This is a genomic window from Thermosipho sp. 1070, assembly GCF_001682135.1.
Taxonomy (GTDB): domain Bacteria; phylum Thermotogota; class Thermotogae; order Thermotogales; family Fervidobacteriaceae; genus Thermosipho; species Thermosipho affectus.
On the sequence record NZ_CP007121.1, the window covers coordinates 526,613 to 552,894 of the forward strand.

Here is a 26,282-nt window from a genome sequence, read left to right on the forward strand (position 1 = left end):
TTTTTATTTTTAAAGCATAATTTAGTAAAAAAAAGAAAATACAAATATTTTGCCTGGAAAATGATTTATGTTAGGATTTTCACAAAATATCGGCATTGAAAAATCAAGTATTTTAAGTAATAATTTAGGTGTACTACAACACAATAGGGAGGTTTAAAAAATGAAATTAAGCGAATTAGGCAGATTAGAAGCACCAGGTCCACTCTATAAAATGGCACAACATCAATTCTTAAAAGCAGCAAAACTCATGGATTTAGATCCAAACATTGGAAACTTTTTGCTTTGGCCACAAAGATCGTTGGTAGTACATTTTCCAGTAGTAATGGATGATGGTAGAGTAGAAATATTTGAAGGATATAGAGTTCAACACAATACGGCAAGAGGTCCTGCAAAAGGCGGTATAAGATATCACCCTGAAACAAATTTAGACGAAGTTTCCTCACTTGCATTCTGGATGACGTGGAAATGTGCTGTTGTTAACCTTCCATACGGTGGAGGAAAAGGTGGAGTTAGAGTTGATCCCAAAAAGCTCTCCGAAAAGGAACTTGAGAAATTAAGTAGAAGATTCTTCTCTGAAATTCAAATGATGGTAGGTCCAACAAAGGACATCCCAGCACCTGATGTAAACACCAATGCAAAGATAATGGCTTGGTATATGGACACCTACAGCATGAACTCAGGTAATACAACACTTGGAGTCGTAACGGGTAAACCTCTTGATCTTGGTGGTTCAGAAGGAAGGCCAGAAGCAACAGGGCGTGGTGTTTCAATCAGTGCAGCAGAAGCATGTAAAGCACGTGGTATAGACATTTCCAAAGCCAAAGTAGCAATTCAAGGTTTTGGTAACGTAGGTTCGTTCTCTGCAAAGATACTTTCAGAAGAATACGGTGCAAAAATAGTAGCAGTAAGCGATGTGAGTGGTGGACTTTACAATGAAGAGGGCTTTGATGTTGACGATTTAATCAAATATAGAGATGAAAACGGTGGATTAATCAAGGGATATCCAAAAGGAAAACCAATCTCAAACGAGGAATTACTCACATTGGATGTTGATATCTTAGTCCCAGCAGCACTTGAAAATGCAATCACTGGAAAAATTGCAAAAGACGTCAAAGCAAAGATAATAGTCGAGGGTGCAAATGGTCCTACAACAGAAGAAGCAGAAGAAATCTTAATTGAAAAAGATGTACTTGTAGTTCCAGACATTCTAGCAAACGCTGGTGGTGTTACAGTATCTTACTTTGAATGGGTACAAGACCTTCAAAGCTTCTTCTGGGATGTAGATGATATAAGAAAGAAATTGCATAAGATTATGACTAAATCCTTCGGCGAAGTATACGCAACAAAACAAAAATACAACACAGACATGAGAACAGCTGCTTACATTGTGGCAATTGGAAGAGTTGCAGAAGCAGTCAAAAAAAGAGGATATTTCCCAATGTAAAAAATACCCGGGGTTATTCCCCGGGCTTGTTTTTAAAAAGAAGGAAGGCTCACGCCTCCCTTTTATACTCTTTGACTGATTAAATCAACAATATCTTTAACCGTATTGATTTTAGAAAGATCCGAATCTTCTACTTTAATTCCAAACTCATCTTCAAATGCCATAACTAAATCTACCATATCTAAAGAATCTGCCCCTAAATCATCTGTTAAACTTTTTTCTTCCGTAACTTCATTAACATCTACTCCAAGTTGCTCGGCTATAATTTCTTTGATTTTTTGCACTTTTTCCATAATACTCACCTCCCACTATGCAAAATATTACCACATTTAAAAGTTAGTGTCAAGTAAAAATGTTAAACTTGTTTAATTGTAACAATAAAATGAAAGCCAGCGTGTTTGCTAGCTTTTTTAATCATAATTCGATAAATAATTTTGCCAGTTTACCAATAAATGTCTCTTCTTTTATATCATTAATTTCCGGTTCATAGCTTAAAAGCTCCATTAACTGTAAAATAAAATTAGGTAGATTCTCTGTTTTTTCAAAATTTTCCCAAAAATCATCCAAAGAGGTCTTTGTGTACTCAAGCATATTAATCATTTTTTTAAAAAGTGGAATATTTATATTCGAAAGCTGTTCTAGTACTTTTTCAATTATCTCAGAAAAAGGCATGCCACCAAATACTCTACCAAAATAAATGATTTGAATTACTTTGTAAAACACCACTGCTTCGTCTATATCAAAGAGTAAAAATGAAGATTTGGCTAGATTCTTCTCTATTAAAATTGGATCGGCACCAGCAATATACCCACTTGAAATAACAAGTACTATCCTTTGGTTAAAAGGAAAATTCCTATACCTTTCAAGTTCTCCTAAAATAACCTCTCCCTCATCGTTGGTAAAATCAAATGCATACTCAAGTTCTTTAAAAGGAAAGTGGATTTTTTCTAACTTACTCTCTATCAAATCTTTCTCTTGCCTAGCCTTTCTTAAAAAAGCAACATATTCTGGATCAAATTTTTCTAATTCGTTTAAAATAAAGTCTTTATATCCATCAATAAATAACAAAGATTTTAAATAATTTTCCCTGTACTCTTCACCTGCAAGCTTTAAACTCTCACTTGCTTCTTCATATAACCCCAATAATTTTTGCTGCAATCCCAACTCGTTGTAAACCTCAAAAGACGGGAAGTTTTTGGATAACTCTTTTAACACCTGCAACGCTTGAAGATGTTTTCCAAGTTTTGACAACGTATATGCCAGATTATACGCAATCTCCGGTTTATACTCAATTGACAAACCATCTTTAAAAACTTTCTCTGCTTTTTCAAATCTTTGTGTGGTATTGTACAAAACACCTAATCTAAGAAAAATTTGAGATAATTTTTCCACCTTCAAAGCTGCTTGGTATGCAATTTCCGCATCTTTATACTGACCATTTTCAAAATACGCATCACCTACTTTTAACAAGGGAAGTGCAAAGTCCTTGTTAATCTCAAAGGCTTTCATATACATTTCAACGGATTCATCGTATTCTTTCTTTAAATACAAAACATTTCCAAGTTCGTAATATCCCAAATAAAAAGTAGGGTTAAGCGAAATAGAACGTTTTAATTCAACTTCTGCATTATCGTAATCTCCAACTTTTGAAAATAATAATCCATAATAAAAATGGTACCTGTAATCATACATTACATTTTTTGCTTTTTCCAAAAAATTTCTTGCTTTCTCATAATTTTCATCGTTTAAGAGTTCTTTAAACTTTTCATAATAGAAATAGGTAAGATAAGATGCCCAATATTCATTTTTCTCCACGGAATATTGAGCCTCTAATCCCCTTAGTATTACATCTAGTGGAATCTTGTTAATCTCGCTAATTAAAGGCATATCCTCAGCTAAAATGGGCAATTTAACTGGCAAATTCTGTTCTTTTGCAATTTCTGGCTTTACAGGTAAATACACAATTGCCTTGATTTTATCATCTCCTTATCCTATACCTCCAAATTTTCTACCTGAAATTACGTGAAAGTGTATATGTGGTACTTCTTGCCCCGCGTTCTTTCCATTGTTCTGCACTATTCTATATTCTTTAAACCCCAATTTATCGCTTAACTCTTTTATTATGTAAAATATCTTCCAAAAACGTCTTTGATCATCTTCGGATAATTCATGTATTTTTTCCACATGTTTTTTATAAATAATCAGAAGATGAATTGGTGCAACGGGTTTTATATCTTTTATGACTATAAAATCTTCATCTTCGTACACCTTTTCAGAAGGTATCTCATTTCTTATTATTTTACAAAAAACACAATCCATATTTATCCCTCCTTATAATTCCACTATTTGCTCAACTTTTGGACCTACTGAAATATAACTAATCTTTCTTTCCAATTCCTTTTCCAAGAAATTTACAAAATCCAAAAATTCTTGTGAATCATGGGTTTTCCATCCCTTAAAATATTCATATATAGGTCTTGCCCTATCAAGAAGTGACATACTTTCTACTTTTGTTATTTTTTCTCCATCTACGTCGTATCCTACACAAACTGGTATTTTTTCAAAACCATTTAAGATATCACTCTTTGTCATAACTAATTCAGTAGCACCAGAAACCTTAATCGCGTATTTCATTAAAGGAATATCCAACCATCCACATCTTCTAGGTCTCCCCGTTGTCGCACCAAACTCATGTCCCATTCTTCTAAGATGTTCTCCTTCTTCACCAAGTGCTTCACTTGGAAATGGTCCATTCCCTACCCTAGTAAGGTATGCCTTGAAAACACCTAGAAATTTGTTCACTTTGACGGGATATCCAACTCCACTTTGAATACCTGTTGTGTTACAATTTGTTCCTGTAGCAAATGGATAAGTTCCAACATCCACATCTAATAAAACCCCTTGTGTACTTTCAAATAAAATCTTATTGTTTTCAATTAAGTCTATTATTTTTCCATGTGGAACAACAAACTTTTTAATACTTTCATAAGCCTTTAAAATACCATCATACCCATCTATTTCTATTCCATACATTTCTTTGTAAAAGTTTGACAAAAAATCCCACTTATCTACAAAGTTGTATTCCAAATCTGCAATTCTCAAACCTATTCTGTGCACTTTATCCGCATATGCAGGTCCTATACCTTTTTTCGTTGTCCCAACTGCACTTTTTCCTTTTATCTCTTCTATTTTTTTATCCAATAACTTGTGATGTGGTAAGACTACATGTGTCAAATCAGAAATATACAATTTTGGTTCTTTTCCATTTTTCTCTTTATATTCTTCAATTTCTTTCACAAGTTGTTCAATATCAAGTACCACACCATTTGAAATAATTGCACCAACATCGTATTTTAAGTGTATTGATGGAAGTAAATGATGTATCATTTTAAAATTTTCATATTCCACAGTATGTCCCGCGTTACTTCCTCCACTATACCTTACAACAAAATCATAACCTTTTGAAAAAAAAGTCGTCACCTTTCCCTTTCCTTCATCCCCCCACTGCAAACCAAAAAGCACACTTTTCAAATTAATTCACCTCACTTAAAAGTTTTCTATGCTCGAAAATTTATCACTCTTTGTGTTCTCTATATTTGACAGTCTTTTAAATACCTTTGATCTTATAAGCTCAATTTTTTTTATACTAGTATTAAAAATCTTAGCGATTGAATACATTTCCATATTTAAATTAACCACGATATTTCCCTTACCGTGAAAATACGTTCCCCTTTTCAAAGAAAGCATTTCTATATTTGAATGAGTCATTACAACTCTTGAAAAATCACTTGCATTAAAGCTTTGAGATGAGAGAGAAAAAATATCCATATTAGTTAATCCTTCCGCCATAAAAGTGTTGTTGTTTAACTTGTTAATAATTACCTTTCTTGTGTTTGCAATATTTAAATTAGTAATCGTAGAATTTTCCAATACCAACAATCCTACATGTTCTACATTTAACCTGTCTACTGTTGAATCCTTAATAACCACTAAATTTGTTTTGCTTAAATTTAATATTGGTAAATTTATGTCTTTTAGAAAAACCAATTTTCCACCATTTGATGAAACTTCACCTTTATACTCCCTTCCCTCAAGATAAAATGTTCCATTTTCTTCAACTTCAAATTTCAAGTTTCCCGTAAACTTTACATTCTTTGGAACATACACTGTACCCTTTACAACTATATTTCCAACACCTATAGTTTTTAATTCAACGTTCTTCTCAAGAAGCAAAACAGATTTTTCCGGAACAAGAATCTTTCCCACAATCTTGTAAGGAGATTTTGAACTCAAAAGTATATTCTTATCAAATATTCCAGATATAGGAGTTTTTGAATCAAGCGGTGTAATATTTTCTACACTGGGAGGAATGTAGATAAAATTTCCTACATTTCCCGCATCATCCATACCACAGACAACCATGGAATCAACATCATACCTCTTAACCGTTTTTTCAAGTTTTCTTTCAAAAAAATTCAATCTACTATTATAATCTACTTCATATACCGGAATTTTAAATATTACAAGGTTTGGATCTCTTATTGAAAAATTCACTAAAGTAGGAGGAACCGTATCAACTATAATCTTAAACAAAAATTCTTGATAACTTCCCACCAATCTCAACGAGTGTGCCCCATCCTCAAAATCAAGCCCACTAATCCTATTTTCGGTTATTGGAATTCCATCAAAAAAACCTAGTAGTCCCTCAAATTCAATGTAAACATCTTCTTTTCCTATATACCGTGGAATGCTTAACGAAAACATACTCAAAGATATCAATAGAATGACTAGTATCGTTTTTTTCACATTATACCTCCAAACTTTCCCCTGGTCTTAATACTACACAATTTACATTTAATTTCTCAACTTCCAATTTAAATCTATCCACATCAGCTTTTATCACATCCCAGGTGTTATAATGCATAGGTATTACCATCTTTGGTTGTATAAACTCTACAGCTTTTACGGCATCATCTACATCCATAACAAAATTTCCACCAATTGGCAAAAGTGCAATATCCACACCCTTTAAAAGTTCCATATCTTTAGTAAGTCCTGTATCTCCTGCATGGTATATAGATTTTTCACCATATATTACAAATCCACCTGGATTACCCCCATATATGATGTCACGTCCTTCTATTATTCCAGAACCGTGAAGTGCAGGTGTCATCTTTAATTTTCCAAATTCAAAATTTGTTGCCCCTCCAATATGCATTGGATGTACTTTTTTCACACCTTTTGATTGTAGATAACTACATATTTCAAAATTTGAAATAACTGTAGCATTAAATTTTTCAGAAAGCTCCACAGTATCACCTATATGATCCCCATGTCCGTGAGTTACTAATATATAATCAATCTTTGGTAACGAAAAATTTTTTGGAAAAGATGGATTCCCTGTAATAAACGGATCAATTAAAATATTCTTTTTAGTTTCCAATAAAAAAACCGCATGACCTAAAAAGGTGATTCTCATATTTTCGCCCTCCTTTTTGCTCTTCAACATTTAAGATTATACTCTAAAATAACTTTAAGTTGCAAGAGATTTTTTATTAATTTCATGATAAAATCAATTAGGGGGTGAAAAAGTGATGTTAGATCTACTTTTTGCCGAAATAGGATCAACAACAACGGTGGTTACGGCATTTCACAATTTAGACGGTAATGTAAAAATTGTAGGACAAGGCGAACACTGGACAACCGTCAATGAAGGTGATGTAACAATAGGTATTGAAAGGGCAATTGGAAAATTAAAAGAAAAAATCGGCGAAAAAAAACTAACTTGGGATAAATTTGCAGCATCTAGCAGTGCTGCAGGGGGATTGAAAATGACTGTACACGGTCTTGTGTATGACATGACCGTGCGTGCCGCACGAGAAGCTGCATTAGGTGCAGGTGCAGTTATTAAATACATTACGGCGGGAAAAATGGATGACTTTCACATAAAAAAAATTAAAGAAATCCAACCAAAACTCATACTTCTTGCAGGTGGTGTAGATTACGGTGAAAAGGAAACGGTGATTCACAATGCAAAAGTTCTATCAAAATTGGATTTAGATATCCCAATAATTTACGCGGGGAATGTTGCAGTTGCAGAACAGGTGGAATATATACTTAAGAATTCTGGAAAAACTGTTTTTATTACGGAAAATGTATATCCAAAAATTGACCAACTCAATGTAGAACCTACAAGGAATATAATAAAGGAAATATTCGCCCAACACATCACCAAAGCCCCGGGAATGGAAAAAATATATGAAATTGTAGATTACAATATCCACACAACACCTGGTGCAGTTATGAGAACTACCCAACTTCTTTCTGAAATTTACGAAGATGTCCTTACCATAGATATCGGTGGTGCAACAACCGATGTAGATTCAGTAACAGAGGGAAGTAACGAAATACAGGAATTAATGATAGCACCAGAACCAAAGGCAAAACGCACTGTAGAAGGTGATTTAGGTTTATTCGTAAACGCGCACAATGTAATCAAACTAATAGGCGAAGAAAACTTAAAACTTGAATTTCCAAATTTGTCCGAATTAAAAACAAGAATATCTCCATATCCAAAAACAGATGAAGATGAAAAATTTATCGCAAAACTTGCACTGTATTGTTTTCAACAAGGCATCAGAAGACACGTGGGAATTAAAAAACATATATATACCCCACTTGGAAGAAAAGTCATAGCCGAAGGAAAAGATTTAACAGCCATTAAGTTTTTATTTGGCACAGGTGGATTTTTAAGCCGTTCAAAATATGCACCACAAGTTTTGAAGTCTATAAATAATCTCTCTAAGTTACATCCGATGGATCTTTTACCACAAAATAAAGTAAAGATATTTAGGGATAAATATTATATATTTGCAGCTATCGGTGTAATATCTACGGAAATAGATAAAGACTTTGGAAAGAAGATCCTAGAAAAAGATATAGAAGAGATTGGAGGTTAAACAATGTATGAAAATGAAAAAGTATTAGTTATCCCAACCAAAGAAGTAGAGAAATTATGTAACAAAAAAACAGGTCTAATTAAAGTCCCAGAATATGATATAATTTCAATAATAAAAGAATATGGTAAATTCGTAGATAGAAATACTGCAGAAAACGATGAAACAATTAGACAAGTAATTCCATATATAATTTTAATGGAAAACAACAAATTTCTCCTCTTTAAAAGAACTACTGCCCAAGGAGAAAAAAGATTACACAATAAAGTTACAATAGGTGTTGGAGGGCACATAAATACAGAAGATTCTGTAGAACCTATTGAGGCATTAAAAAAAGGAATGATAAGGGAAATAAACGAAGAAGTTGATGTTGAAATCAAAAATATAGAGTATCTAGGATTAATCAATGTAACTGACAATCCAGTAAGCAGAGTACACGTAGGACTTTGCTATATTGCAAATGTTAAGTATTTTGGTTTAAAGGAAAAGGAAAAATTCATTGAAATATTTTCAGATAATCCAGGCAGATATTTTGAGGAGATGGAAGGATGGAGCAAAGTAGTGGTGCAATCGTTAGATCATATGCAAAAATAAATCTCTTCCTTGATGTCATAAAAAAACGCAGTGATGGATACCATGAGATTTTATCTCTATTTCAAAATATATCCCTTTATGATCGCTTAATAATAACAAAAATCGATAGAGGACTTGAAATAAAATCAAATGTTGATATAGAAAACAATATATTGTACAAAACTTGGGATATTTTTTGCTCAAAATTTAAAGAACCAGAATTTGGCCTTAGAATAACTCTCGAAAAAAATATCCCCATGCAAGCAGGATTAGGTGGTGGAAGCTCAAACGCAGCGGCTTTGTTGTTTTATTTATCTGATCAAATGGGAATTCACAAAAAACAGATATTAAACATAGCCTCAGAAATAGGAAGTGATGTTCCATTTTTTCTTTTTGGCGGAACGGCTATAGTAAAAGGGAAAGGCGAAATAATTGAACCTTTAGATCCATTAACTGGTTATAAAGTGAATATAATTACATCCAACGGTATTTCCACAAAAAAAGCATATCAAAGCTTAAATCCCACTTTATTTGGTAAGGCGCCATGTTCACCATACATACTTTATGAAGCGTATAAAAATAGAAATATAACCGAAATAAAAAGATGTACATACAATATATTCGAAAAAATAGTGACGAAAGCCAATAAAGAAATTTCACAAAATCTAAAAAAACTAAAAAAAGCTTCTTTAATATCTGCACTAACAGGTAGTGGTAGTGCAGTATACGGTATTTCATTTAAAGAAGGTGAATTTAAATTTATTCCAAGGGGGATTGAATATGAAAAAGTTAAGCTATAAAGATTTAACTTTAAAAAATTCTGTATTCCCAAGAGTAAATTCTTCGAAAAATATAAGCCCATGCGAAACATTTATTGGACGAGAAGATGCATTTAAAGCTATGCAATTTGGTCTTTCTATGAAACAAAAGGGATATAATATATTCATAGTAGGTCCAAGTGGCACTGGAAGGAAATCTTTTGCCATTTCATTTGCAAAAAAATTTTCCAAGAAAAAGAAAAATTACCACGATTTGGTCTATACCATTGATTTAGATGAAGCGTACGCTGCAAAAGCCATAATACTTCCACCAGGTGAAGGAAAGAAACTAAAGGAAAAGTTAGAAAACATCTCGGAAGACATATTCAAAAACATCCAAAAAACATTTGAAAGTGAAGAATACGAAGAAAAAAAGAAAGAGTTAGAAATGGAATATGAAGAAAAAAAAGAGCAAATTTTAAGTGAACTCTCCAAAAAAGCAGTAAGATTGGGATTTGTAGTAAAACTTACTCCCACGGGCATCGTTTATGCTCCCCAAATGGATGGAAAACCATTATCCCCAGAACAATTTGAACAACTACCTGAAGATATAAAAAGAAATTACGAAGAAAACGCAAAAAAACTGGACCACTTAATCTCAGGAGTGATATATCAATTAAGAAAAATCGACACTGAGTATAGAGAAAAATTCAACGATTTGGACAAATATGCAACTTTATTCTCCATTGATTCACTCTTTGAAGAACTTAAAGAAGAATTCAAATACTCTGAAAAACTTTTAAATCACTTTGAAAAATTGAAAAATCATATAGTGAAACAAAGCGTTAAAATCAAAAACTTTGAAGAATGGAAGGGATATATAAAACACATCCTAACCGTAAACTTAATTGTGGACAACTCAAATTTAAGCAGTGCTCCTGTTGTTTTCGAAAATAATCCCACTTATCCAAACTTATTTGGTAAAGTAGAATACATATCAAAATCCGGAGTGTTATACACAGATTTTTCAATGATTAGGAGTGGTGCTATTCACAGGGCAAATGGTGGGTATTTAATTCTAAATGCCGAAGATATACTTAAATTTCCATACGTTTGGGATAAGTTGAAAAAAACACTAATTTCCCAAAAAATTACCATTGAAAATATAGATAGTGCGTATGGAATAAACCCTACAATAACATTAAAACCTGAACCAATTAATTTAGACTTAAAGGTAATAATAATTGGAACACCAGAGTTATATTACATACTCTACGAATATGATGAGGATTTTAAAAAATTATTTAAGGTTAAAGTTGAGTTTGATTGGGAAATGAACGCAACAAAAGAAAATATAAAACAATATTATTCTTTCATATCAAGCGTAGTTGAAAATAACGAACTTAACCCTTTAAATTCAAAAGCTTTAAAAAGGGTAATATGGTATTCAATGAGACTTTCGGAAAACAAAGATAAACTTTCCATGAAAATGGGAGAAATATCAAGCCTCATAATAGAATCGGATTACTATTCAAAACTACGGAATGCAGATACAATAACAGAAGAAGATATCCTCAATGCAATAAAAAATAGGGAAAATAGAGTTCGATTGATCATGGATAAATATGATGAAGCACTCAAAAAATACGAAATAATGATAGAAACCCAAGGAAAAGTTGTGGGGCAAATAAACGGACTTACGGTAAGTCACTTTGGAGATTTTTCATTTGGTATGCCTGTAAAAATAACCGCCAAAGCATATGTGGGAAATACCGGAATAATCGATATTCAAAGGGAATCAGATTTAAGTGGTAATATACACAGCAAAGCGGTATTAACTCTAATGGGGTACTTAGGTAGTAAATATGCAACTGAATTTTCATTATCACTTGGAATATCTATAAGTTTTGAACAAGTATACGGTGTAGTTGAAGGAGATAGCGCCTCTCTTGCGGAAACTATAGCCATAATATCTGCAATATCTAATATTCCAATTAAACAATCTATAGCAGTAACCGGATCAATTAACCAACACGGTGTAGTCCAACCTATAGGTGGTGCTATAGAAAAAATCGAAGGATTTTATAGATTATGTAAACATAGGGGACTTGATGGTACCCATGGGGTAATAATTCCAATGGCAAATGTAAAAAATCTAATATTAAAAGATGAAATATTGGAAGACGTAAAAAATGGACTTTTCAACATTTGGGCTGTATCTAATGTTGATGAAGCAATTAAAATTTTAATGGATAAACCTGCCGGAAAACTAAACGAAAAAGGCAAATATCCAAAAGGTTCTGTTAATTACTATGTTAGCGAAAAATTAAGAAAAATCCATGAACATCTAGAAGGAAAAAAGAGCAGGAGGTAATACAATGAGAATACTAAGTGGTATGAGACCAACTGGAAAATTACACATTGGCCATCTTTTTGGTGCACTCCAATCATGGGTTAACCTTCAAAAAGAACACGAAGCCTTTTATTTTGTGGCAGATTGGCATGCATTAACTACACATTACAACGATACTGATGAAATAATCAAAAATTCCATTGAACTTGTTAAATCCTACCTTGCAGTGGGAATTGATCCAAACAAATCCACAATATTTATACAATCGGAAATAAAAGAACATGCAGAATTAACATTACTATTTTCAATGTTTGTTCCTGTTTCACGACTTGAAAGGGTTCCAACTTACAAAGAAATCAAACAACAACTAAAAGATAGAGATTTATCAAATGCAGGATTTTTAATCTATCCAGTTTTGCAGGCTTCAGATATACTCATTTACATGGCAGAAGGTGTACCTGTTGGTGAAGATCAAGTCTATCACATAGAACTTACAAGAGAAATTGCAAGAAAATTTAATTACCTTTATAAAGAAGTCTTTCCAGAACCAAAACCAATACTTTCAAAGGTCCCAAAACTACTTGGCACAGATGGCAGGAAGATGAGTAAAAGCTATGGAAATACCGTACCTCTAATTACAAATGAAAATACACTCAAAAAGATGGTAATGCCCATGATCACAGATCCCGCAAGAAAAAGAAGAACAGATCCGGGAAATCCAGAAAAATGTCCCGTATGGGATTATCACAAAGCCTTTGGAATTAACAGTGAAGATGAAGCTTGGGTAAAAGACGGTTGTACAAACGCAAAAATTGGATGTGTAGATTGTAAAAAATTGCTACTAAAAAATATGAAAGAAAAATTGGAACCCATCTGGGAAAAATACAACTTGCTAACAGATGATTATGTTAAAGATGTCATCGTAGATGGAAATAAAAAAGCAAAAAAGATCGCACAAGAAACCATGGAAAAAGTAAGAAGTGCTATGAACCTTGATTATTCTTTTTTGAAAGGCACAAGGTGATTCTATGAATACTTGGCTTCAAAATTATTGGGATAAAAGTTTGCTTTCAATTATTACAATTATAATATCGTATATTTTGTATAAATATCTGATAAAATTAATATACAAATCAATAAAAGCGTTTGGTAAGGAAATCAAAGCCCCAAAAACTGTTCAATTTTTTATCGGAATAATCATCGCAGTTTTTGCAATTTTAATAATTCTAAGCATTTTTGATATTGATCTATTACCATACATTACAGGACTTGGAATCTCAGGAATAATTGTAGGTCTTGCACTTCAAGAACCACTCACAAATTTTATCTCTGGAATACTTGTTATGACCACTCGAAAATTATTCGAAGGTGAAGTAGTAGACATAAATGGAATAACTGGAATAGTTGACGAGATAAAAATAAACCACAGTTATTTAAAAACCTTTGATGGAAAATTGGTGTTACTTCCAAATAAAAGCGTTTGGAGTGGAACTGTAACTAAATACTGGCCCTCTACGGTAAGACGTGTAAATATGGATGTTGGAGTATCATACGATATCAATCTTGAAACAGTTCTCAAGCTACTAAAAAAAGCAATAGATGAAGAACCTCTCGTTGTAAAGGAAAATGTAAATAACTTTATAGCCTTCAAACAATTTGGAACAAGTTCCATAGATTTTACAGTATACTTTTGGGTTGAAAGAAATTCCTACTTTGAAGCAATAAATGCCCTTGCAATAAGAATAAAGCAAATATTCGATGAAAATAAAATAGAAATTCCATTTACACAGATAGACGTTCATATGAAATAACTTTTTTAAATTCACAAACTTTATGGTAAAATTATTATGTTAATCAAAGATAACAATTGCAGGAGGTGGGCTTTATGTTTAAAAATCTTTCAATTAAATCAAAGTTGTGGTTGCTTATTATTCTTTCTTCTGTGATACCTTTAGTCGTTGTTTCAACTTTTGCAATCTTTCATGCTTTTCAATTGGGAAAGGATATGGGAAACAATGCACTACTAGCCATTGCCCGAAATGGTTCAAGTAATTTAGACAACTTTCTAAGTGGTTATATAAATCTCATTGATTTTCTCTCAACAGATGCAAATGTAGTAGGCGCATATGAAAATAAGCATGATGAAAGAACATGGATGCTTAAAACATTTGAAAATATAAAAAACAAATACAAAGACATAATCTTTGTTTATCTTGGGCTTTCAAATAAAAAATTCCTTATTATCCCCGAAAGTGATCTGCCACCTGACTATGATCCAACTGCAAGACCATGGTACAAAGATGCTGTAAAAAACAAAGGTAAAGTAATAATAACAGAACCATATAACGACGCTTCAACAGGAGACATAGTTATCACAGTTGCAAAGACAGTGAAATTAAATGGGAAAATAACAGGTGTTGTTGCTTTAGATTTTAAAGCATCAGAACTTACAAAAAAATTACTGTCTACTAAACTTGGAAAAGGTGGTTATTCATATCTACTTTCCCCAACGGGAAAAACACTTTTACACTCCGATGAAAGTAAAATTGGAATGGATGTATCAAACTTTGATTGGTTTAAAAAGATGAAAGACAAAAAGGAAGGAATAATTGAATACGAATATAAAGGTGTTAAAAGGGTAATTGCATTTTCCAAAACAAACAATGGCTGGATTTTTGCATCTGCAGCACTAAAAAGTGAAGTAAATGACCATGCAACAAAAACTATGATATCTCTTTTTACCATTTCTTTAATTGCAATCGTATTTGCATTCTTATTTGGTACATTTACGGGAAATTCCATTGTTAAACCCCTTAGAAGCCTTGTAACAATCATAGAAAAAATCGGTCAAGGTGATTTAACTATGCGTTCCAATATCAAGTCTAATGATGAAATCGGACGTATTGCAACTGAACTAAACAAAACTCTAGATAATCTTTCTAGCTTAATCTCTCAAGTCGACCAAAATGCCATAAAATTAAATGAAACTTCTGAAAAACTTTCAAGACTTTCAGAAGAACAAGAAACAGAAGTACAATCCTTTACTCAAAACATCGAAGAAATCAATTATGAAATTCAAAATGCTTCTTCTGCTATCGAAGAAACAACAAGTGGTGTTGAAGAGGTTGCAGCAAGTGCTCAAAACGTCTCCAAAACTTCTCAAGACCTTACCGAAAAGGCAAATGAGGTATCCAACGCAGCAAAGATTAGTGAAAAAGCATTGGATACAATAAACCAAATAATAAACAATATAAAGGAAAAATCATTATCTATGTCTGAAAAAGTAGATGACCTTGCAAATAATGCTACAAATATTGGTGAAATTGTTGAAACTATCTCAAGTATAGCAGAACAAACAAACTTACTTGCACTTAACGCTGCAATTGAAGCTGCAAGGGCTGGTGAAGCAGGTAAAGGGTTTGCCGTGGTTGCAGATGAAATAAGAAAACTTGCAGAAGAAAGTAAAATGGCAACTGATAAGATAACTTCTATTTTGAAAAACATCCAAACGGGTTCTGAAAACGTAAGAAATGAAACAAATGATATGGTGGAAATTGTAACAAACGCAAGTAAAGAAAGTGAAAGCGCAACACTAAATCTTAGAGGAATATTAGGTCAAATTTCCGATATTTCCGGTATGATAGAAAATCTTGCCGCAATAGCCCAAGAGCAAAGTGCTGCAGCTGAAGAAATGGCAAGCGCAATGGATGTTGCAAGTAGAAATGTAACAAGTGTTGCAGAAAAAATGGATATGGTTGTTAACAGTGCAAAAATGCAACTTGAAAAAACCACTGAAGTCAAACTTGAAGGTGATAAACTTTCTGAAATTTCTCAACAACTCTACAATGAAGTACAAAAGTTTAAATTATAGAATAAATTCAAAATTCAAATCCTCCGCACAATGCGGAGGATTTTTAATTTTCCCCATTTTTTCCGATAATTATTAAGGAGGTGTTTAAAATGGATGTTAAAAAAATAGGAGGATATGGATATATTCAAGGAATTAAAAGGGAACATATAGAAAAAATAAATAGAGAGAAGTTTAAACAATCAGATTTTTCCTCAGCACTTGAGATAAAAAAACTGTTAGAAGATTCAAAAAAATTACCAGAAGTAAGAGAAAAATTGGTTTTAGAATTAAAAGAAGCTATTAAAAACGGAACTTTTAAAATTGATGCCGAGAAAATTGCAAAATCTATTTTGGGAGGATAAAAATGAAAGAAATAATAAAAAAACAAACAGAATTAATTGAAAAAATTACCTCTTCATTTAAAAGCGCACAAGCTGCGCTTATAAAAAAAGAAATACAAGATTTATCCAAGAACATAGCAATGGTTGAAGAATATTCCCTAGAATTTGAAAAATTAGAAGAATTATTATTAAAAGAACTCAATAATCTAGGATACTCTTCTATAACAAATTATATTAATTCAACAAATGATAAAGAGATGTCCATTTTACTTGCCACATTTATGGAAAAACTAAATGAACTTTCCATAGTTATGTCAAACTTTAAAGAAATGCTGGATTTTGAAAATAATTACTTTGATTTTGTCAAATCGTTATTTTCAAATACATCTCAAACATCTACGTATTCGAAGACTGGATACGAAAAAGTAAACTCTAGTTTTTTTAACAAATCATACTAGGGAGTGATTGAATGCCAGATATTAGCCTTTTCGGTGCTTTAAATACAGGACTTTTGGGTATTTATACAAGCAAACTTGCAATGAATGTTGTATCACATAATATAGCAAATGCAAATACACCTGGATTTTCAAGACAGGTACCTATTATTCGTACAATGCCACCCATTCCCGCAACTACTTTAACACAACCGTCTATACCATTACAGATCGGAACAGGCTCAAAAGTAAAAGACATCCAAAGGATTAGGGATAAATTTTTGGATATTCAATATAGACAGGTAAATAACAAATACAACTATTGGGACTCGATAACTTCAAATTTACACTTTGTCGAACAACTCTTTGCAGAACCAGGTGATTCTGGAATAAGATATTTATTTGATTCAATGTGGTCAGGTATGGAGGAAATAATAACTGATCCAACTAATAGTGCTGCAAAACGAGAACTTGTAAGTAGAGCTGAAGAATTTGTCAAAAACATAAAAGATTTATACTTAAGACTCGAACAACTAAGAGAAGATTTAGACTTTGAAATTACCCAAAGAGTTGATCAAATAAATTCTATGGTAGAAAGACTTGCCGATATAAATTCAAAAGTACGTCTATCAATGGCCCTAAAATCCACTCCCAATGACCTGTTGGACGAAAGAGATAGGATATTAGATGACCTTTCAAAGCTTGCAGATATTTACTACACAGAAGATGCCTCAGGACAAATCACGTTGAGGATAGGGGATCAAATAGTCCTTACGGGAAGTGATATCAATAAATTAAGAGCACTTGAAAGGCCATATGGAAAGGGTTTTAAAGAAATATTTGTAAGAAATTCAAAAGTTGATATACACGATGGAAGTCTAAAAGCAGCTATAGATTTGAGGGATAAAACAATAGTAAAGTACATGAACAGGTTAGATGAATTTGTACTATATCTAACCGACAAATTCAATCTAATCCATAGAGATGGGTTCAACAAAGACGGTAGTGTAACTGGTCTAGACTTTTTCTCACAAATAGAAACAGATAACATTGAAAATTCCGTTTTATTTAGATTAGCTGGTACCAAGAGAGTTGAAGGTGGACCAATAAAATATATTTCAGGTATGTCAAATAGAAATAATGTAAGTGATATAACCACAAAACAATTCATTGATCAAGGTTCCATAGTATTTTTTGACGGTTCTACAAATGTTAGTGCTATATCTGTAAATGCCGGAGACACAATCCAAGACTTTATAAATTCCGTTTCTGCTTCTGGACTTTGGTTTTCATTTGAAACTGCAATGCACAACAGTGCAACATATTTACTCAGAATGGTTGGAAGCACAAATCTAAAAGATACTTTGGCACTAGATTTTAACGGAAATATGTTCAATACAATGGGATTTGACACAAAAGATGTCAATATATTCGTAATAAATCAATCTGATTTTAACGTTGAAAATGGTAATTACAAAATAAATATCAACGGTATCGAAGCCAACTTAAACATTACTTCAGGTTACACATTAAATGACCTTGCAAATGATTTAAACACAAACTTTTCCACCGAAATAAAGGCATTTGTACACAACAATAAACTTTTAATACTTCCAACCAAAAATAACGAATTTAACCTAAATAGAATAAATTTGCAAGACCCCGATGGACTGTTCACACAGGCAAATATTCACATTGAAACGTACAAGGCATTGGACACAAGTAAAGAAACACTTGATAACATATTAGACAGAACAGATCCATTTAAAATAACTATAGGAGCAACTGAAATAGAAATTGATCCAACACAACTAACTCTAAAAGACTTTGTGAAAAAACTAAATGAATCGGGAACAGGAATTCTCTTTGATATAACACCACACAACAAGGTAGTAATTAGGGGTACAAGATCAATGAACTTTAAAATAGACAAAACTATTAAAGGACCAGAAGAATTATTTGTAAAATTGGGATTTATAGATCCAGATAGCGATCCTACAAATGATTGGAACGAAAAATATATATTTCTAAATCCTTTCGATGCTCCAAAAACACTTAGAGAGAAGTTTTCAAAGGCAGACACACTCTTTGTGGACAAAATAATAACAAATGAACCTTTTAGATTTGTGGAAAAACTAAAAGTGAATACAACTGTTTCTTCCAACCCTGAAACTATAGCCGTTGACTTTGGAATCATAGAAGATAATACAAATTGGGACGCAAAAGTATTCAATCCAACAGGTCAGGCAAATACCAAAATAATGGAAATGCTTTCTTCAATGAGATTTGAAAAAATACTAAACGATGGTCGAGAGAGTTTTGCAGAATATCTTGGGGGTATAGTTGCTGAAATGGGTGTAGAAGGTGAAACCGCAATGAAAATGAAAAACAATACAGATATAGTAATGAAAGACATAAGCAATGAACGTGAAAGGGTAAAAGGTGTCTCATTAGATGAAGAAATGGCAAATATGATTAAGTTTCAACATGCTTTTAACGCATCTGCTCGTGTTATGACAGCAGTAGATGAAATGATAGGTAGAGTGATTGACAGACTCGGTGTTGTAGGAAGATAGGAGGGGATTTAGATGAGAATAACAAATGGAATGATAAACGAAAGAACATTGTTTAATATACAAAAGAGTTTGTATAGAATTAGCAAATTACACGATAAATTATCATCTGGTAAAGAGGTATCATATCCAAGTGACGATGCAGTAGTTGCTACACGCTCTTCAAACATATCAAGTAGATTAAGAGAATTAAAGCAATTCAAAAGAAACGTTGAACACACCCAAAATTTTGTCAATATATATGATTCCACCATCCAAGAATTAACAAATGTCTACCATAGAATAAAAGAATTAATTGTAAGGGGTGCAAATGGAGTTAACGATGTAGCCGAAAGGGAGTCAATAGCAGAAGAATTAAAAGAGCTAAAAAACCATTTAGAAGATATAGCAAATACTCAATTGGGAGGAGAATACATATTTGGTGGTGCAAGATCAGATTTAAAACCCGTGGAAAATGGAAAGATCCAAACACCACCAGAGGCAAATGTTAAAAGAAAAGTAAACGCACTTGGATTTACCATTGAATACGGTATCACAGTATACGATGTTTTTAAGCTTGATACGGGAAAAGATGCATTTACCGTAATCAATGACGCAATAAATGCTTTAAAAGAAGGAAATTCAAAAAAACTTTCAAATATAACACTCAAAGAAGTAAATAAACTGGAAACATCAACAATGGATGTATTTGCACAGATAGGTGCAAACACAAGAACATTAGAATTAATAAGTACAAGGATAACGGATATCGATACATTCATGACAGAGTATCTCTCAAAAGAACAAGATGCAGATTTAACAAAGGTACTAACTGATCTTTCTATGCAACAATCTGTGCTGCAAGCCGCCTTAAAATCTGCAGCACAAGTATTACAAAAAACTTTGGTTGATTTTGTATGATAAAATTGCCACCATTTGACAAAAATTTTGGGAAAGAAATAAAAACAATAGATATAGAAGGTCATAAACCGACGCACGCGTCGGCTTTGTTGCTTTGGTATTCAAAACCTACAAAAAATGTTAAAAAAGTATGTGAACTTGGCTCTGGAACGGGTTTTGTCTCATTTGGATTAGAAAAATACTACAAATTAGAGGTATTGGGGCTAGAAATATTAAAAGAACTCTACGATAATGCATTAAAGGCTATTTCCATAAACAAAGCGAAAAAATTAAATTTTATGCATATTGATGTAAAAGATGTAAAAAAACACCTAAAAGCGGAATCATTCGACATGGTGGTGTTTAATCCCCCATTTCACTTTTCCTCCACATCGGATAAAATTATCAGGGAAAAATCCAGAAAAGGATCCCTAAGTATCCTTCAAGACTTTGTTGTTTCTGCTTCCTTTTTGTTAAAAAACAAAGGGCTATTTGTAACAGTTATTTCTCCATATGTTCTCCCTGTATTTATGAATCTCCTCACATCAAATAAATTAACACCTCAGCAAATGTGCATCGCATATGGAAAAAAAGCAGAACTAGTCTTAATACGCGGAAGAAAAAATGGTGGTAATCATCTTGAAATTGACCCTCCTGTATTTTTGTATTAATTTTGTGATAAAATATATTTGAGGTTGAGACTATGAAAATTCTTACAATTTTATCGATTTTTTTGATTATTTTTTACATATTTACGGTTATATTTTTCCCATTTATAGAATTTTTTGAATTAAAAATAATGGATTTATTTTATAGAACACGGGGTACAATAAAGATAAATCCAGATATCGTTATTGTAGGTATTGATGAATATTCCCTTACATCTCTTGAAGCGCAAAATGATGTATGGCCATGGTCTCGTTATCACTACGGCAAAGTAATTAAAAACATATTTAAAGCAGGTGCCAAGGTGGTTCTTTTTGATATATCCTTTACAGAAGAAGACGAAGTAAACCCAAAATATGACAACTATCTTGCAAGTATACTTTCGGTATATAGGAATGTAGTCCTGGGGAGTTACTTAATTAATGAAAAAGACACCTATAAAAAATACAACGAAGAAATCAAAAAAAAGCTTGAAAAAAATATAACTTACCTTAACTATACTTACAAAATGAAAAATTTCAAAAACCTTGACTACTTAACTCCCATTCAAATATATAAAGTAAGACCACCTATATTAAAATTCTCATCTCTTGTTCCATCCGCTACCTATGAGATAGGAGAAATAGATATAGACGGTGTTGTACGTAGTATTCCTTTATTTTTCAAAGAAAATTGGTCAATGGAAAGAGGACTATCCTCCGGGTTTCTTCCACATATGGATGTTCTAGCAGTTGGTCTTTACAAAAACTCAAATCTGAAAAACTTGATAGTTGACTTTAAAGAAAGAAAGGTAGAATTAAATAACCTAACCATTCCATTTGACTCAAATGGACTTTTTAGATTATTCTACTATGGTGATAAAATATTCCCTGAAATACCGTTTTACGATGTAGAAACGGGAAAGTTTGATCCAAAACTTTTTAAAGATAAGATAGTTATAATTGGTTATACCGCAACGGCTAAAGGTCTATACGATCTTAGAATAACACCTTTTTCAAACAACACACCTGGAGTATTCATTCATGCAACTGCAATACAAAATATGATTAATAAAGATACTTTAAATAGAATACCTATTTGGGGAAAGTTAGTTATTCTTATTTTTACACTAATATTTGTCTTATTATTCTCAAGATCTAAAAATATAAAGATAAACTTAATTTCATTCCTTTCAATCCCATTAATATTAATAATTTCCTACGTCTTTTTTCTCAACAAAATATACATAGATTGTTTTTATCCCATTGTTTCAAGCTTAATAATTTCAACCACAAGCATATCCAAAAACCTTATAAAGGAAAACAGGGAAAAGAAAAAAATGAAGGAGTATCTATACAGATATGTTCCAGACAGTGTTGCAGATTTTTTGGTGAAAAAAGGTAAAATAGAATTAGGAGGAGAAGAAAAAAATATAGTCGTACTTTTCTCAGATATAAAGGGATTCACTGCTTTATCAGAGAAATTGGAAGCATCAAAACTTGTCGAAATATTAAATAATTATCTTACCAAAATGAGTAATATAATTAGAAATAAATACCAAGGTACTATAGATAAATTTGTTGGTGATGCAATAATGGCTATATTTGGAGCACCTGTAGAATACGGGAATGAAGTAGAACGTGCTTTAAAATGCGCCCTTGACATGAGAAAAGAACTTGAAGCGTTTAACAAAGAATACAACCTTAATCTTGATAGTGGTATAGGTATCCATATAGGTCCTGCAATCGTGGGAAATATTGGTGCACCATTTAGAATGGATTACACTTCAATTGGAGATACGGTAAACACTTGTTCAAGGATAGAACACCTTACACGCGATGTCCCCGCTGGTATAATTGTTTCTGAAGATATATACAACCTTTCAAAAGAAAAGTTTGAATTTAAATATATAGGCAAATTTAAAGTAAAGGGAAAAAGTCTTCCGTTAAAAATATATGAGTTAAAGGGTGAAAAACATGAAACTTAAAAACATTTCTATAGATAACAAAGGTGAAAAAGGAAAAAAATTGCTTTTAAGGTTAAATATAAAAAAACATACAGTGGAATTTTACGAATCCATAGATATTGATGCTATTTACTTACTTTCAAATTATTTTGAAATTTTTGATCCAGAATTTATAACTCCAGTACTTCCAAAATTGCTAAATTCCAATAACTTAGATGAATCTTTAAAAATTCTTAAAGATTTTTGGCATCTTAAAGAATTAAAATTAACAGACAAGGTAAAGGAAATAAAGTTTGAAAACAACATATTTGAATATCCGCTTAAAAGTAAGGCCTCAGGGGAACTTGGTACATTGATATTTTATAGTGTAACTCCAGAATTTGTACTCAACTTCCTTTCAATATCAGATTCTATTACTTCAATACTCGAAGGATTAATAATCCAAAAGAGAATGTCCATTATTCTATCAGACACCATAGATGCTTTATCAGAAGCTCTAGCCAAAAGAAGAAACAAAAATCAAGAAAAAAATAAAAAAATAGAAAAAAATATAATCTCACTAGGAAAAAAATTTGGATTCAATATGGATTTGTTAAAACTTTGTGCAAAAATATACGACATAGGTATGATTGGCATACCGGATCAACAAGAAGATAGTGGAGAAAAACACGTAAAATACGGTTATGAAATATTAAGCAAAATAGAAGATATTCCAAAAGAATTGCTAGATGCAGTACTATTTCATCACGAAAAACTTGACGGAAGTGGTCCTTTAAATGTGAAAGATGTACCGTTAATAGCACAGATTATCGGGATTGTAATTGAAGTCTTTGAAAATAATGTGCCAATTGAAAGTTTATCTGGAAAATATGATCCACGACTTTTAAAGGAGCTAAAACATGGATAAATTTATTCATTTGTTCCTTGGGCACTTATTTGGAGATTACGTTTTTCAAAACAAATGGATTGCAACTAAAAAGCCTAGAGAATTTAAAGTATTACTCATCCATATTTTAATCATCTTTTTAAGCCAAACATTTTTCTATCTTGGAAAAAATTTCAATTTAAAATCACTTTACTTGATAGGTATTCTATCTGTTATACATTTTTTTATAGACTTTATAAAATTTGTAAATAACAAAAAAAAGTTTTTCAGCTCACACAAATATTATTTGATAGATCAAATGATGCACATTCTATCGATTATAACAATCGCATTTTTCATACCATCCACTAGCTTTTTTATTCCAAAAAACATATCGGTAATCTTAAGCTCTTCTGTATTTAATGCCTATCTTCTAGGAATCTATTCTTTCTTCCTCAAAAATGATACCGCATACAAAAGAGATATTGAAGGTTATATAGTTAGAGGATTTTGTCCTGTAGTATATCTTTTTGGGCCTGTTTATTATTCTATATACACTCTAATTACAGGAGTGTATTCAATATACTTTCTAAAAAAACATCAAGTAATTTCATGGGCATTGTCAATAACCCTGACAATAGTATTTATGGAGGTGATGTTATGAAAAAAATAATTTTTCTATTACTATTTTTTTCCTCTCTTATGTTCTCAAAGCTAATCGTAATCCCAGATGCAACCCAAGTTTATACAGGTGGAGAAGTTGGGATAAAGATTTCTTCAGATGAAAAGGTATTTGTCGATTTTAATCTAGGAGGTTTTGACGATCCTGATATTATCTTCGATGGTACAGATAAAGATTACGTAAAATACATTGCTCCATTAGTTGAAGGAAGCGACACAATAATTTTTAAAACTTCAAAGGAAACTGCAACTCTAACAATATATTTTGTAGAAAAAAGAGAAGATTTAAAAACGGCTGTAGCAAAAGTCAGTAATTTTTCGGGAAATGTTGCAATAAAAAAGAAAGATATATGGGAAGCTATCACAAACAACACAATTATTGAAGAAGGCGATGAAATACTTACAATGGAAAATTCTTTTGTTGAAATATCTTTCCCAGACGGAAGCATTTCAAGAATACTTGAAAATTCTCAAGTTTTAGTGGAAAAACTACGATATGATGGTAAAGTAGATATTGTCCTAAACCTAAAAAAAGGAGAAAATTACAACATAATCCAAAAGTTTCTAACTTCTGGCTCAAACTTTAAGGTTAAAACATCCAGCGTTACAGCAGGTGTAAGAGGTACAAAATTTGCAGTAATTAATAAAGATGGAAAGATTAATATTACTACATTTGAAGGGACTGTGTTTGCATATTTTAAAAACGGAAAAATACTCCCCGTAAAAAGTGGATTCTCTGTTTCTTCATTCGCAAAACCTACAAAAAATACCATACCTGAAAGTGAATTTGAACCAAAAAAAGAAACTATTGAAAAACCAAAAGGTAAAGCAGAAAGCATCACCGAAAATGCGGAAATACCACCAATCTCAATTGAACCTGTGAATAAGAATAAAACAAATTATATGGTTTATTCTATTGCACCAGAATTTAACATTGGTTCTGTAACCCTTGGAATAGGTTTTACCGCATATTCCACAGAAGTAGGGGGAAATCTATATTATGGACTCCCATCTTCAAACCCAAGTACCAATATAATAAACGCATTTACATTGAATTCCGTTGCTTTTTCTTTGTTTGGAGCAAAATTTAGATATGGAAACATGATCCCAATTTCACTTGCAATGGGATTTACCACAAGAGATTTCTACAACTTCAGCGCAAAAACTTTTGATTTTGCGTACGAAAATGAAACAATGTATTTATTTATACACCTTCCATATGAACTTTCAAAGATTTATCCCATTGAATTTACAAATTCTGATTCAGTCTTTATGGGAGAATTTGCCATAAAATTTGATCTTCCATTTATCGGCAAATCAAAACTAGGTATATCCACCGTATACGACAAAGATGCAAGTCCCATGTATGTTGAAAACAATTCCACTCCTATAACCTTGGCATACTCTTTCTTTGCCAAAAAAACACTAATCGATAACATAGACTTAGGTGTTGAACTTTCAATGGAAAAAGGAGAAAAAAGTACATATGGTGCGTTTGCGGGAATATACGGAAAACTAAGTTTGTTAAATATTACAGGAGGTTTCTATTATCATTTTAAAGACTTTATCCCGTACTACTTTAACCGAAATTATGCAAAATTAAAGTATAATAATAAACTTCCCGCTATGAATTCAAATGCGGCCTTTGGATATCTTTTTGGATTTGATTTCGATTCAAATTACGCTACAGGAAGATTCTATCTATACGGATTTGATCCAAAACTTGAGGGCGAGGGAAGGATAATAGTTCCTGCAATAGGTAAATTCAGTGGTCTATTTATATCAGCTTACTACTATGATCCCACACCATTTATCGATGGATTGTTAAGTAATGACACAAATTCATATATAAAAATAACATATCCATTAATTGGAGAGTCTTTTACCGGTGGAATACTATTTGAATGGAATGGCACCGAATGGGTTGAAAATGTAATCTTTGGAACTGAAATTGGGAGGTGATT

23 protein-coding genes are annotated in these 26,282 nt (G+C 32.1%); 17 read left to right on the forward strand and 6 right to left on the reverse strand.

Annotated features, from left to right (window positions below; translation table 11 throughout):
• Positions 1 to 160 precede the first annotated feature (160 nt).
• Positions 161 to 1,444 carry a Glu/Leu/Phe/Val family dehydrogenase gene (locus Y592_RS02650; RefSeq protein WP_075665513.1) on the forward strand — a complete coding sequence of 428 codons (1,284 nt, stop codon included), beginning with the start codon at positions 161 to 163 and terminating at the stop codon, positions 1,442 to 1,444.
• A gap of 62 nt (positions 1,445 to 1,506) precedes the next feature.
• On the opposite strand, the gene acpP is transcribed toward Y592_RS02650, so the two are convergent.
• The 6 genes from acpP to Y592_RS02680 all read right to left on the reverse strand — a co-directional run bounded on the left by acpP (position 1,507) and on the right by Y592_RS02680 (position 6,923).
• Positions 1,507 to 1,737, reverse strand: a complete 231-nt coding sequence (gene acpP / locus Y592_RS02655; protein ID WP_075665514.1) for an acyl carrier protein — start codon at positions 1,735 to 1,737, stop codon at positions 1,507 to 1,509.
• A 121-nt stretch (positions 1,738 to 1,858) separates the two neighbouring features.
• Entirely contained in the window at positions 1,859 to 3,406 is a 1,548-nt protein-coding gene (locus Y592_RS02660) for a tetratricopeptide repeat protein (RefSeq protein WP_232218212.1), read from the reverse strand.
• Between the two features lie 24 nt (positions 3,407 to 3,430).
• Positions 3,431 to 3,763: a histidine triad nucleotide-binding protein gene (locus Y592_RS02665; RefSeq protein ID WP_075665515.1), complete on the reverse strand. Its 333-nt coding sequence runs from the start codon at positions 3,761 to 3,763 to the stop codon at positions 3,431 to 3,433.
• Positions 3,764 to 3,775: 12 nt separating this feature from the next.
• On the reverse strand, positions 3,776 to 4,975 hold the full coding sequence (locus tag Y592_RS02670; RefSeq protein WP_075665516.1) for an adenylosuccinate synthase: 1,200 nt from the start codon (positions 4,973 to 4,975) through the stop codon (positions 3,776 to 3,778).
• 15 nt (positions 4,976 to 4,990) lie between these two features.
• Positions 4,991 to 6,250, reverse strand: coding sequence for a hypothetical protein (locus tag Y592_RS02675; RefSeq protein WP_075665517.1), 1,260 nt, complete (start codon positions 6,248 to 6,250; stop codon positions 4,991 to 4,993).
• Position 6,251: 1 nt separating this feature from the next.
• Positions 6,252 to 6,923, reverse strand: a complete 672-nt coding sequence (locus Y592_RS02680) for a metal-dependent hydrolase (RefSeq protein ID WP_075665518.1) — start codon at positions 6,921 to 6,923, stop codon at positions 6,252 to 6,254.
• 115 nt (positions 6,924 to 7,038) lie between these two features.
• On the opposite strand from Y592_RS02680, the gene Y592_RS02685 reads away from it, so the two are divergent.
• From Y592_RS02685 to Y592_RS02760, 16 genes are all read left to right on the forward strand, one after another.
• A complete protein-coding gene (locus Y592_RS02685; RefSeq protein WP_232218226.1) occupies positions 7,039 to 8,403 on the forward strand; it encodes a GlmL-related ornithine degradation protein in 1,365 nt (454 codons plus the stop codon).
• Between the two features lie 3 nt (positions 8,404 to 8,406).
• Positions 8,407 to 8,994 carry an NUDIX domain-containing protein gene (locus Y592_RS02690; protein ID WP_075665520.1) on the forward strand — a complete coding sequence of 196 codons (588 nt, stop codon included), beginning with the start codon at positions 8,407 to 8,409 and terminating at the stop codon, positions 8,992 to 8,994.
• Positions 8,949 to 9,773, forward strand: a complete 825-nt coding sequence (ispE, locus tag Y592_RS02695; RefSeq protein ID WP_075665521.1) for a 4-(cytidine 5'-diphospho)-2-C-methyl-D-erythritol kinase — start codon at positions 8,949 to 8,951, stop codon at positions 9,771 to 9,773. The genes Y592_RS02690 and ispE overlap by 46 nt, the downstream gene beginning before the upstream one ends.
• On the forward strand, positions 9,754 to 12,105 hold the full coding sequence (locus Y592_RS02700; RefSeq protein ID WP_075665522.1) for an ATP-binding protein: 2,352 nt from the start codon (positions 9,754 to 9,756) through the stop codon (positions 12,103 to 12,105). The genes ispE and Y592_RS02700 overlap by 20 nt, the downstream gene beginning before the upstream one ends.
• Positions 12,106 to 12,109: 4 nt before the next feature.
• Complete coding sequence (gene trpS, locus Y592_RS02705; RefSeq protein ID WP_075665523.1) at positions 12,110 to 13,108, forward strand: tryptophan--tRNA ligase; 999 nt, start codon at positions 12,110 to 12,112, stop codon at positions 13,106 to 13,108.
• A gap of 4 nt (positions 13,109 to 13,112) precedes the next feature.
• Positions 13,113 to 13,895, forward strand: a complete 783-nt coding sequence (locus tag Y592_RS02710; protein ID WP_075665524.1) for a mechanosensitive ion channel family protein — start codon at positions 13,113 to 13,115, stop codon at positions 13,893 to 13,895.
• 74 nt (positions 13,896 to 13,969) lie between these two features.
• Positions 13,970 to 15,955, forward strand: a complete 1,986-nt coding sequence (locus Y592_RS02715) for a methyl-accepting chemotaxis protein (RefSeq protein WP_077287182.1) — start codon at positions 13,970 to 13,972, stop codon at positions 15,953 to 15,955.
• Between the two features lie 89 nt (positions 15,956 to 16,044).
• Positions 16,045 to 16,296 carry a flagellar biosynthesis anti-sigma factor FlgM gene (gene flgM / locus Y592_RS02720; protein ID WP_075665526.1) on the forward strand — a complete coding sequence of 84 codons (252 nt, stop codon included), beginning with the start codon at positions 16,045 to 16,047 and terminating at the stop codon, positions 16,294 to 16,296.
• Between the two features lie 2 nt (positions 16,297 to 16,298).
• Positions 16,299 to 16,733 (forward strand): hypothetical protein, encoded by a 435-nt coding sequence (locus Y592_RS02725; protein ID WP_075665527.1) that lies wholly within the window; start codon positions 16,299 to 16,301, stop codon positions 16,731 to 16,733.
• An 11-nt stretch (positions 16,734 to 16,744) separates the two neighbouring features.
• Complete coding sequence (gene flgK / locus Y592_RS02730) at positions 16,745 to 19,285, forward strand: flagellar hook-associated protein FlgK (protein ID WP_075665528.1); 2,541 nt, start codon at positions 16,745 to 16,747, stop codon at positions 19,283 to 19,285.
• 12 nt (positions 19,286 to 19,297) lie between these two features.
• On the forward strand, positions 19,298 to 20,182 hold the full coding sequence (gene flgL, locus Y592_RS02735) for a flagellar hook-associated protein FlgL (RefSeq protein ID WP_075665529.1): 885 nt from the start codon (positions 19,298 to 19,300) through the stop codon (positions 20,180 to 20,182).
• Entirely contained in the window at positions 20,179 to 20,832 is a 654-nt protein-coding gene (locus Y592_RS02740; protein ID WP_075665530.1) for a tRNA1(Val) (adenine(37)-N6)-methyltransferase, read from the forward strand. Before flgL ends, Y592_RS02740 begins: the two co-directional genes overlap by 4 nt.
• A 32-nt stretch (positions 20,833 to 20,864) precedes the next feature.
• Positions 20,865 to 22,793 (forward strand): CHASE2 domain-containing protein, encoded by a 1,929-nt coding sequence (locus tag Y592_RS02745; RefSeq protein WP_075665531.1) that lies wholly within the window; start codon positions 20,865 to 20,867, stop codon positions 22,791 to 22,793.
• Positions 22,783 to 23,679 (forward strand): HD-GYP domain-containing protein, encoded by an 897-nt coding sequence (locus tag Y592_RS02750; protein ID WP_075665532.1) that lies wholly within the window; start codon positions 22,783 to 22,785, stop codon positions 23,677 to 23,679. The genes Y592_RS02745 and Y592_RS02750 overlap by 11 nt, the downstream gene beginning before the upstream one ends.
• Positions 23,672 to 24,301, forward strand: a complete 630-nt coding sequence (locus tag Y592_RS02755) for a DUF3307 domain-containing protein (RefSeq protein ID WP_075665533.1) — start codon at positions 23,672 to 23,674, stop codon at positions 24,299 to 24,301. Before Y592_RS02750 ends, Y592_RS02755 begins: the two co-directional genes overlap by 8 nt.
• Positions 24,298 to 26,280 carry a FecR family protein gene (locus Y592_RS02760; RefSeq protein WP_075665534.1) on the forward strand — a complete coding sequence of 661 codons (1,983 nt, stop codon included), beginning with the start codon at positions 24,298 to 24,300 and terminating at the stop codon, positions 26,278 to 26,280. Before Y592_RS02755 ends, Y592_RS02760 begins: the two co-directional genes overlap by 4 nt.
• The last annotated feature ends 2 nt before the right edge of the window (positions 26,281 to 26,282 follow it).

Excerpts from the sequence above, each read along its gene's own strand:
- Y592_RS02650 (WP_075665513.1), top strand. The coding sequence starts at position 161 with ATGAAATTAAGCGAATTAGGCAGATTAGAAGCACCAGGTCCACTCTAT.
- acpP (WP_075665514.1), bottom strand. The coding sequence starts at position 1,737 with ATGGAAAAAGTGCAAAAAATCAAAGAAATTATAGCCGAGCAACTTGGA.
- Y592_RS02665 (WP_075665515.1), bottom strand. The coding sequence starts at position 3,763 with ATGGATTGTGTTTTTTGTAAAATAATAAGAAATGAGATACCTTCTGAA.
- Y592_RS02680 (WP_075665518.1), bottom strand. The coding sequence starts at position 6,923 with ATGAGAATCACCTTTTTAGGTCATGCGGTTTTTTTATTGGAAACTAAA.
- Y592_RS02685 (WP_232218226.1), top strand. The coding sequence starts at position 7,039 with ATGTTAGATCTACTTTTTGCCGAAATAGGATCAACAACAACGGTGGTT.
- Y592_RS02690 (WP_075665520.1), top strand. The coding sequence starts at position 8,407 with ATGTATGAAAATGAAAAAGTATTAGTTATCCCAACCAAAGAAGTAGAG.
- ispE (WP_075665521.1), top strand. The coding sequence starts at position 8,949 with ATGGAGCAAAGTAGTGGTGCAATCGTTAGATCATATGCAAAAATAAAT.
- Y592_RS02700 (WP_075665522.1), top strand. The coding sequence starts at position 9,754 with ATGAAAAAGTTAAGCTATAAAGATTTAACTTTAAAAAATTCTGTATTC.
- trpS (WP_075665523.1), top strand. The coding sequence starts at position 12,110 with ATGAGAATACTAAGTGGTATGAGACCAACTGGAAAATTACACATTGGC.
- Y592_RS02710 (WP_075665524.1), top strand. The coding sequence starts at position 13,113 with ATGAATACTTGGCTTCAAAATTATTGGGATAAAAGTTTGCTTTCAATT.
- Y592_RS02715 (WP_077287182.1), top strand. The coding sequence starts at position 13,970 with ATGTTTAAAAATCTTTCAATTAAATCAAAGTTGTGGTTGCTTATTATT.
- flgM (WP_075665526.1), top strand. The coding sequence starts at position 16,045 with ATGGATGTTAAAAAAATAGGAGGATATGGATATATTCAAGGAATTAAA.
- Y592_RS02725 (WP_075665527.1), top strand. The coding sequence starts at position 16,299 with ATGAAAGAAATAATAAAAAAACAAACAGAATTAATTGAAAAAATTACC.
- flgK (WP_075665528.1), top strand. The coding sequence starts at position 16,745 with ATGCCAGATATTAGCCTTTTCGGTGCTTTAAATACAGGACTTTTGGGT.
- flgL (WP_075665529.1), top strand. The coding sequence starts at position 19,298 with ATGAGAATAACAAATGGAATGATAAACGAAAGAACATTGTTTAATATA.
- Y592_RS02740 (WP_075665530.1), top strand. The coding sequence starts at position 20,179 with ATGATAAAATTGCCACCATTTGACAAAAATTTTGGGAAAGAAATAAAA.
- Y592_RS02745 (WP_075665531.1), top strand. The coding sequence starts at position 20,865 with ATGAAAATTCTTACAATTTTATCGATTTTTTTGATTATTTTTTACATA.
- Y592_RS02750 (WP_075665532.1), top strand. The coding sequence starts at position 22,783 with ATGAAACTTAAAAACATTTCTATAGATAACAAAGGTGAAAAAGGAAAA.
- Y592_RS02755 (WP_075665533.1), top strand. The coding sequence starts at position 23,672 with ATGGATAAATTTATTCATTTGTTCCTTGGGCACTTATTTGGAGATTAC.
- Y592_RS02760 (WP_075665534.1), top strand. The coding sequence starts at position 24,298 with ATGAAAAAAATAATTTTTCTATTACTATTTTTTTCCTCTCTTATGTTC.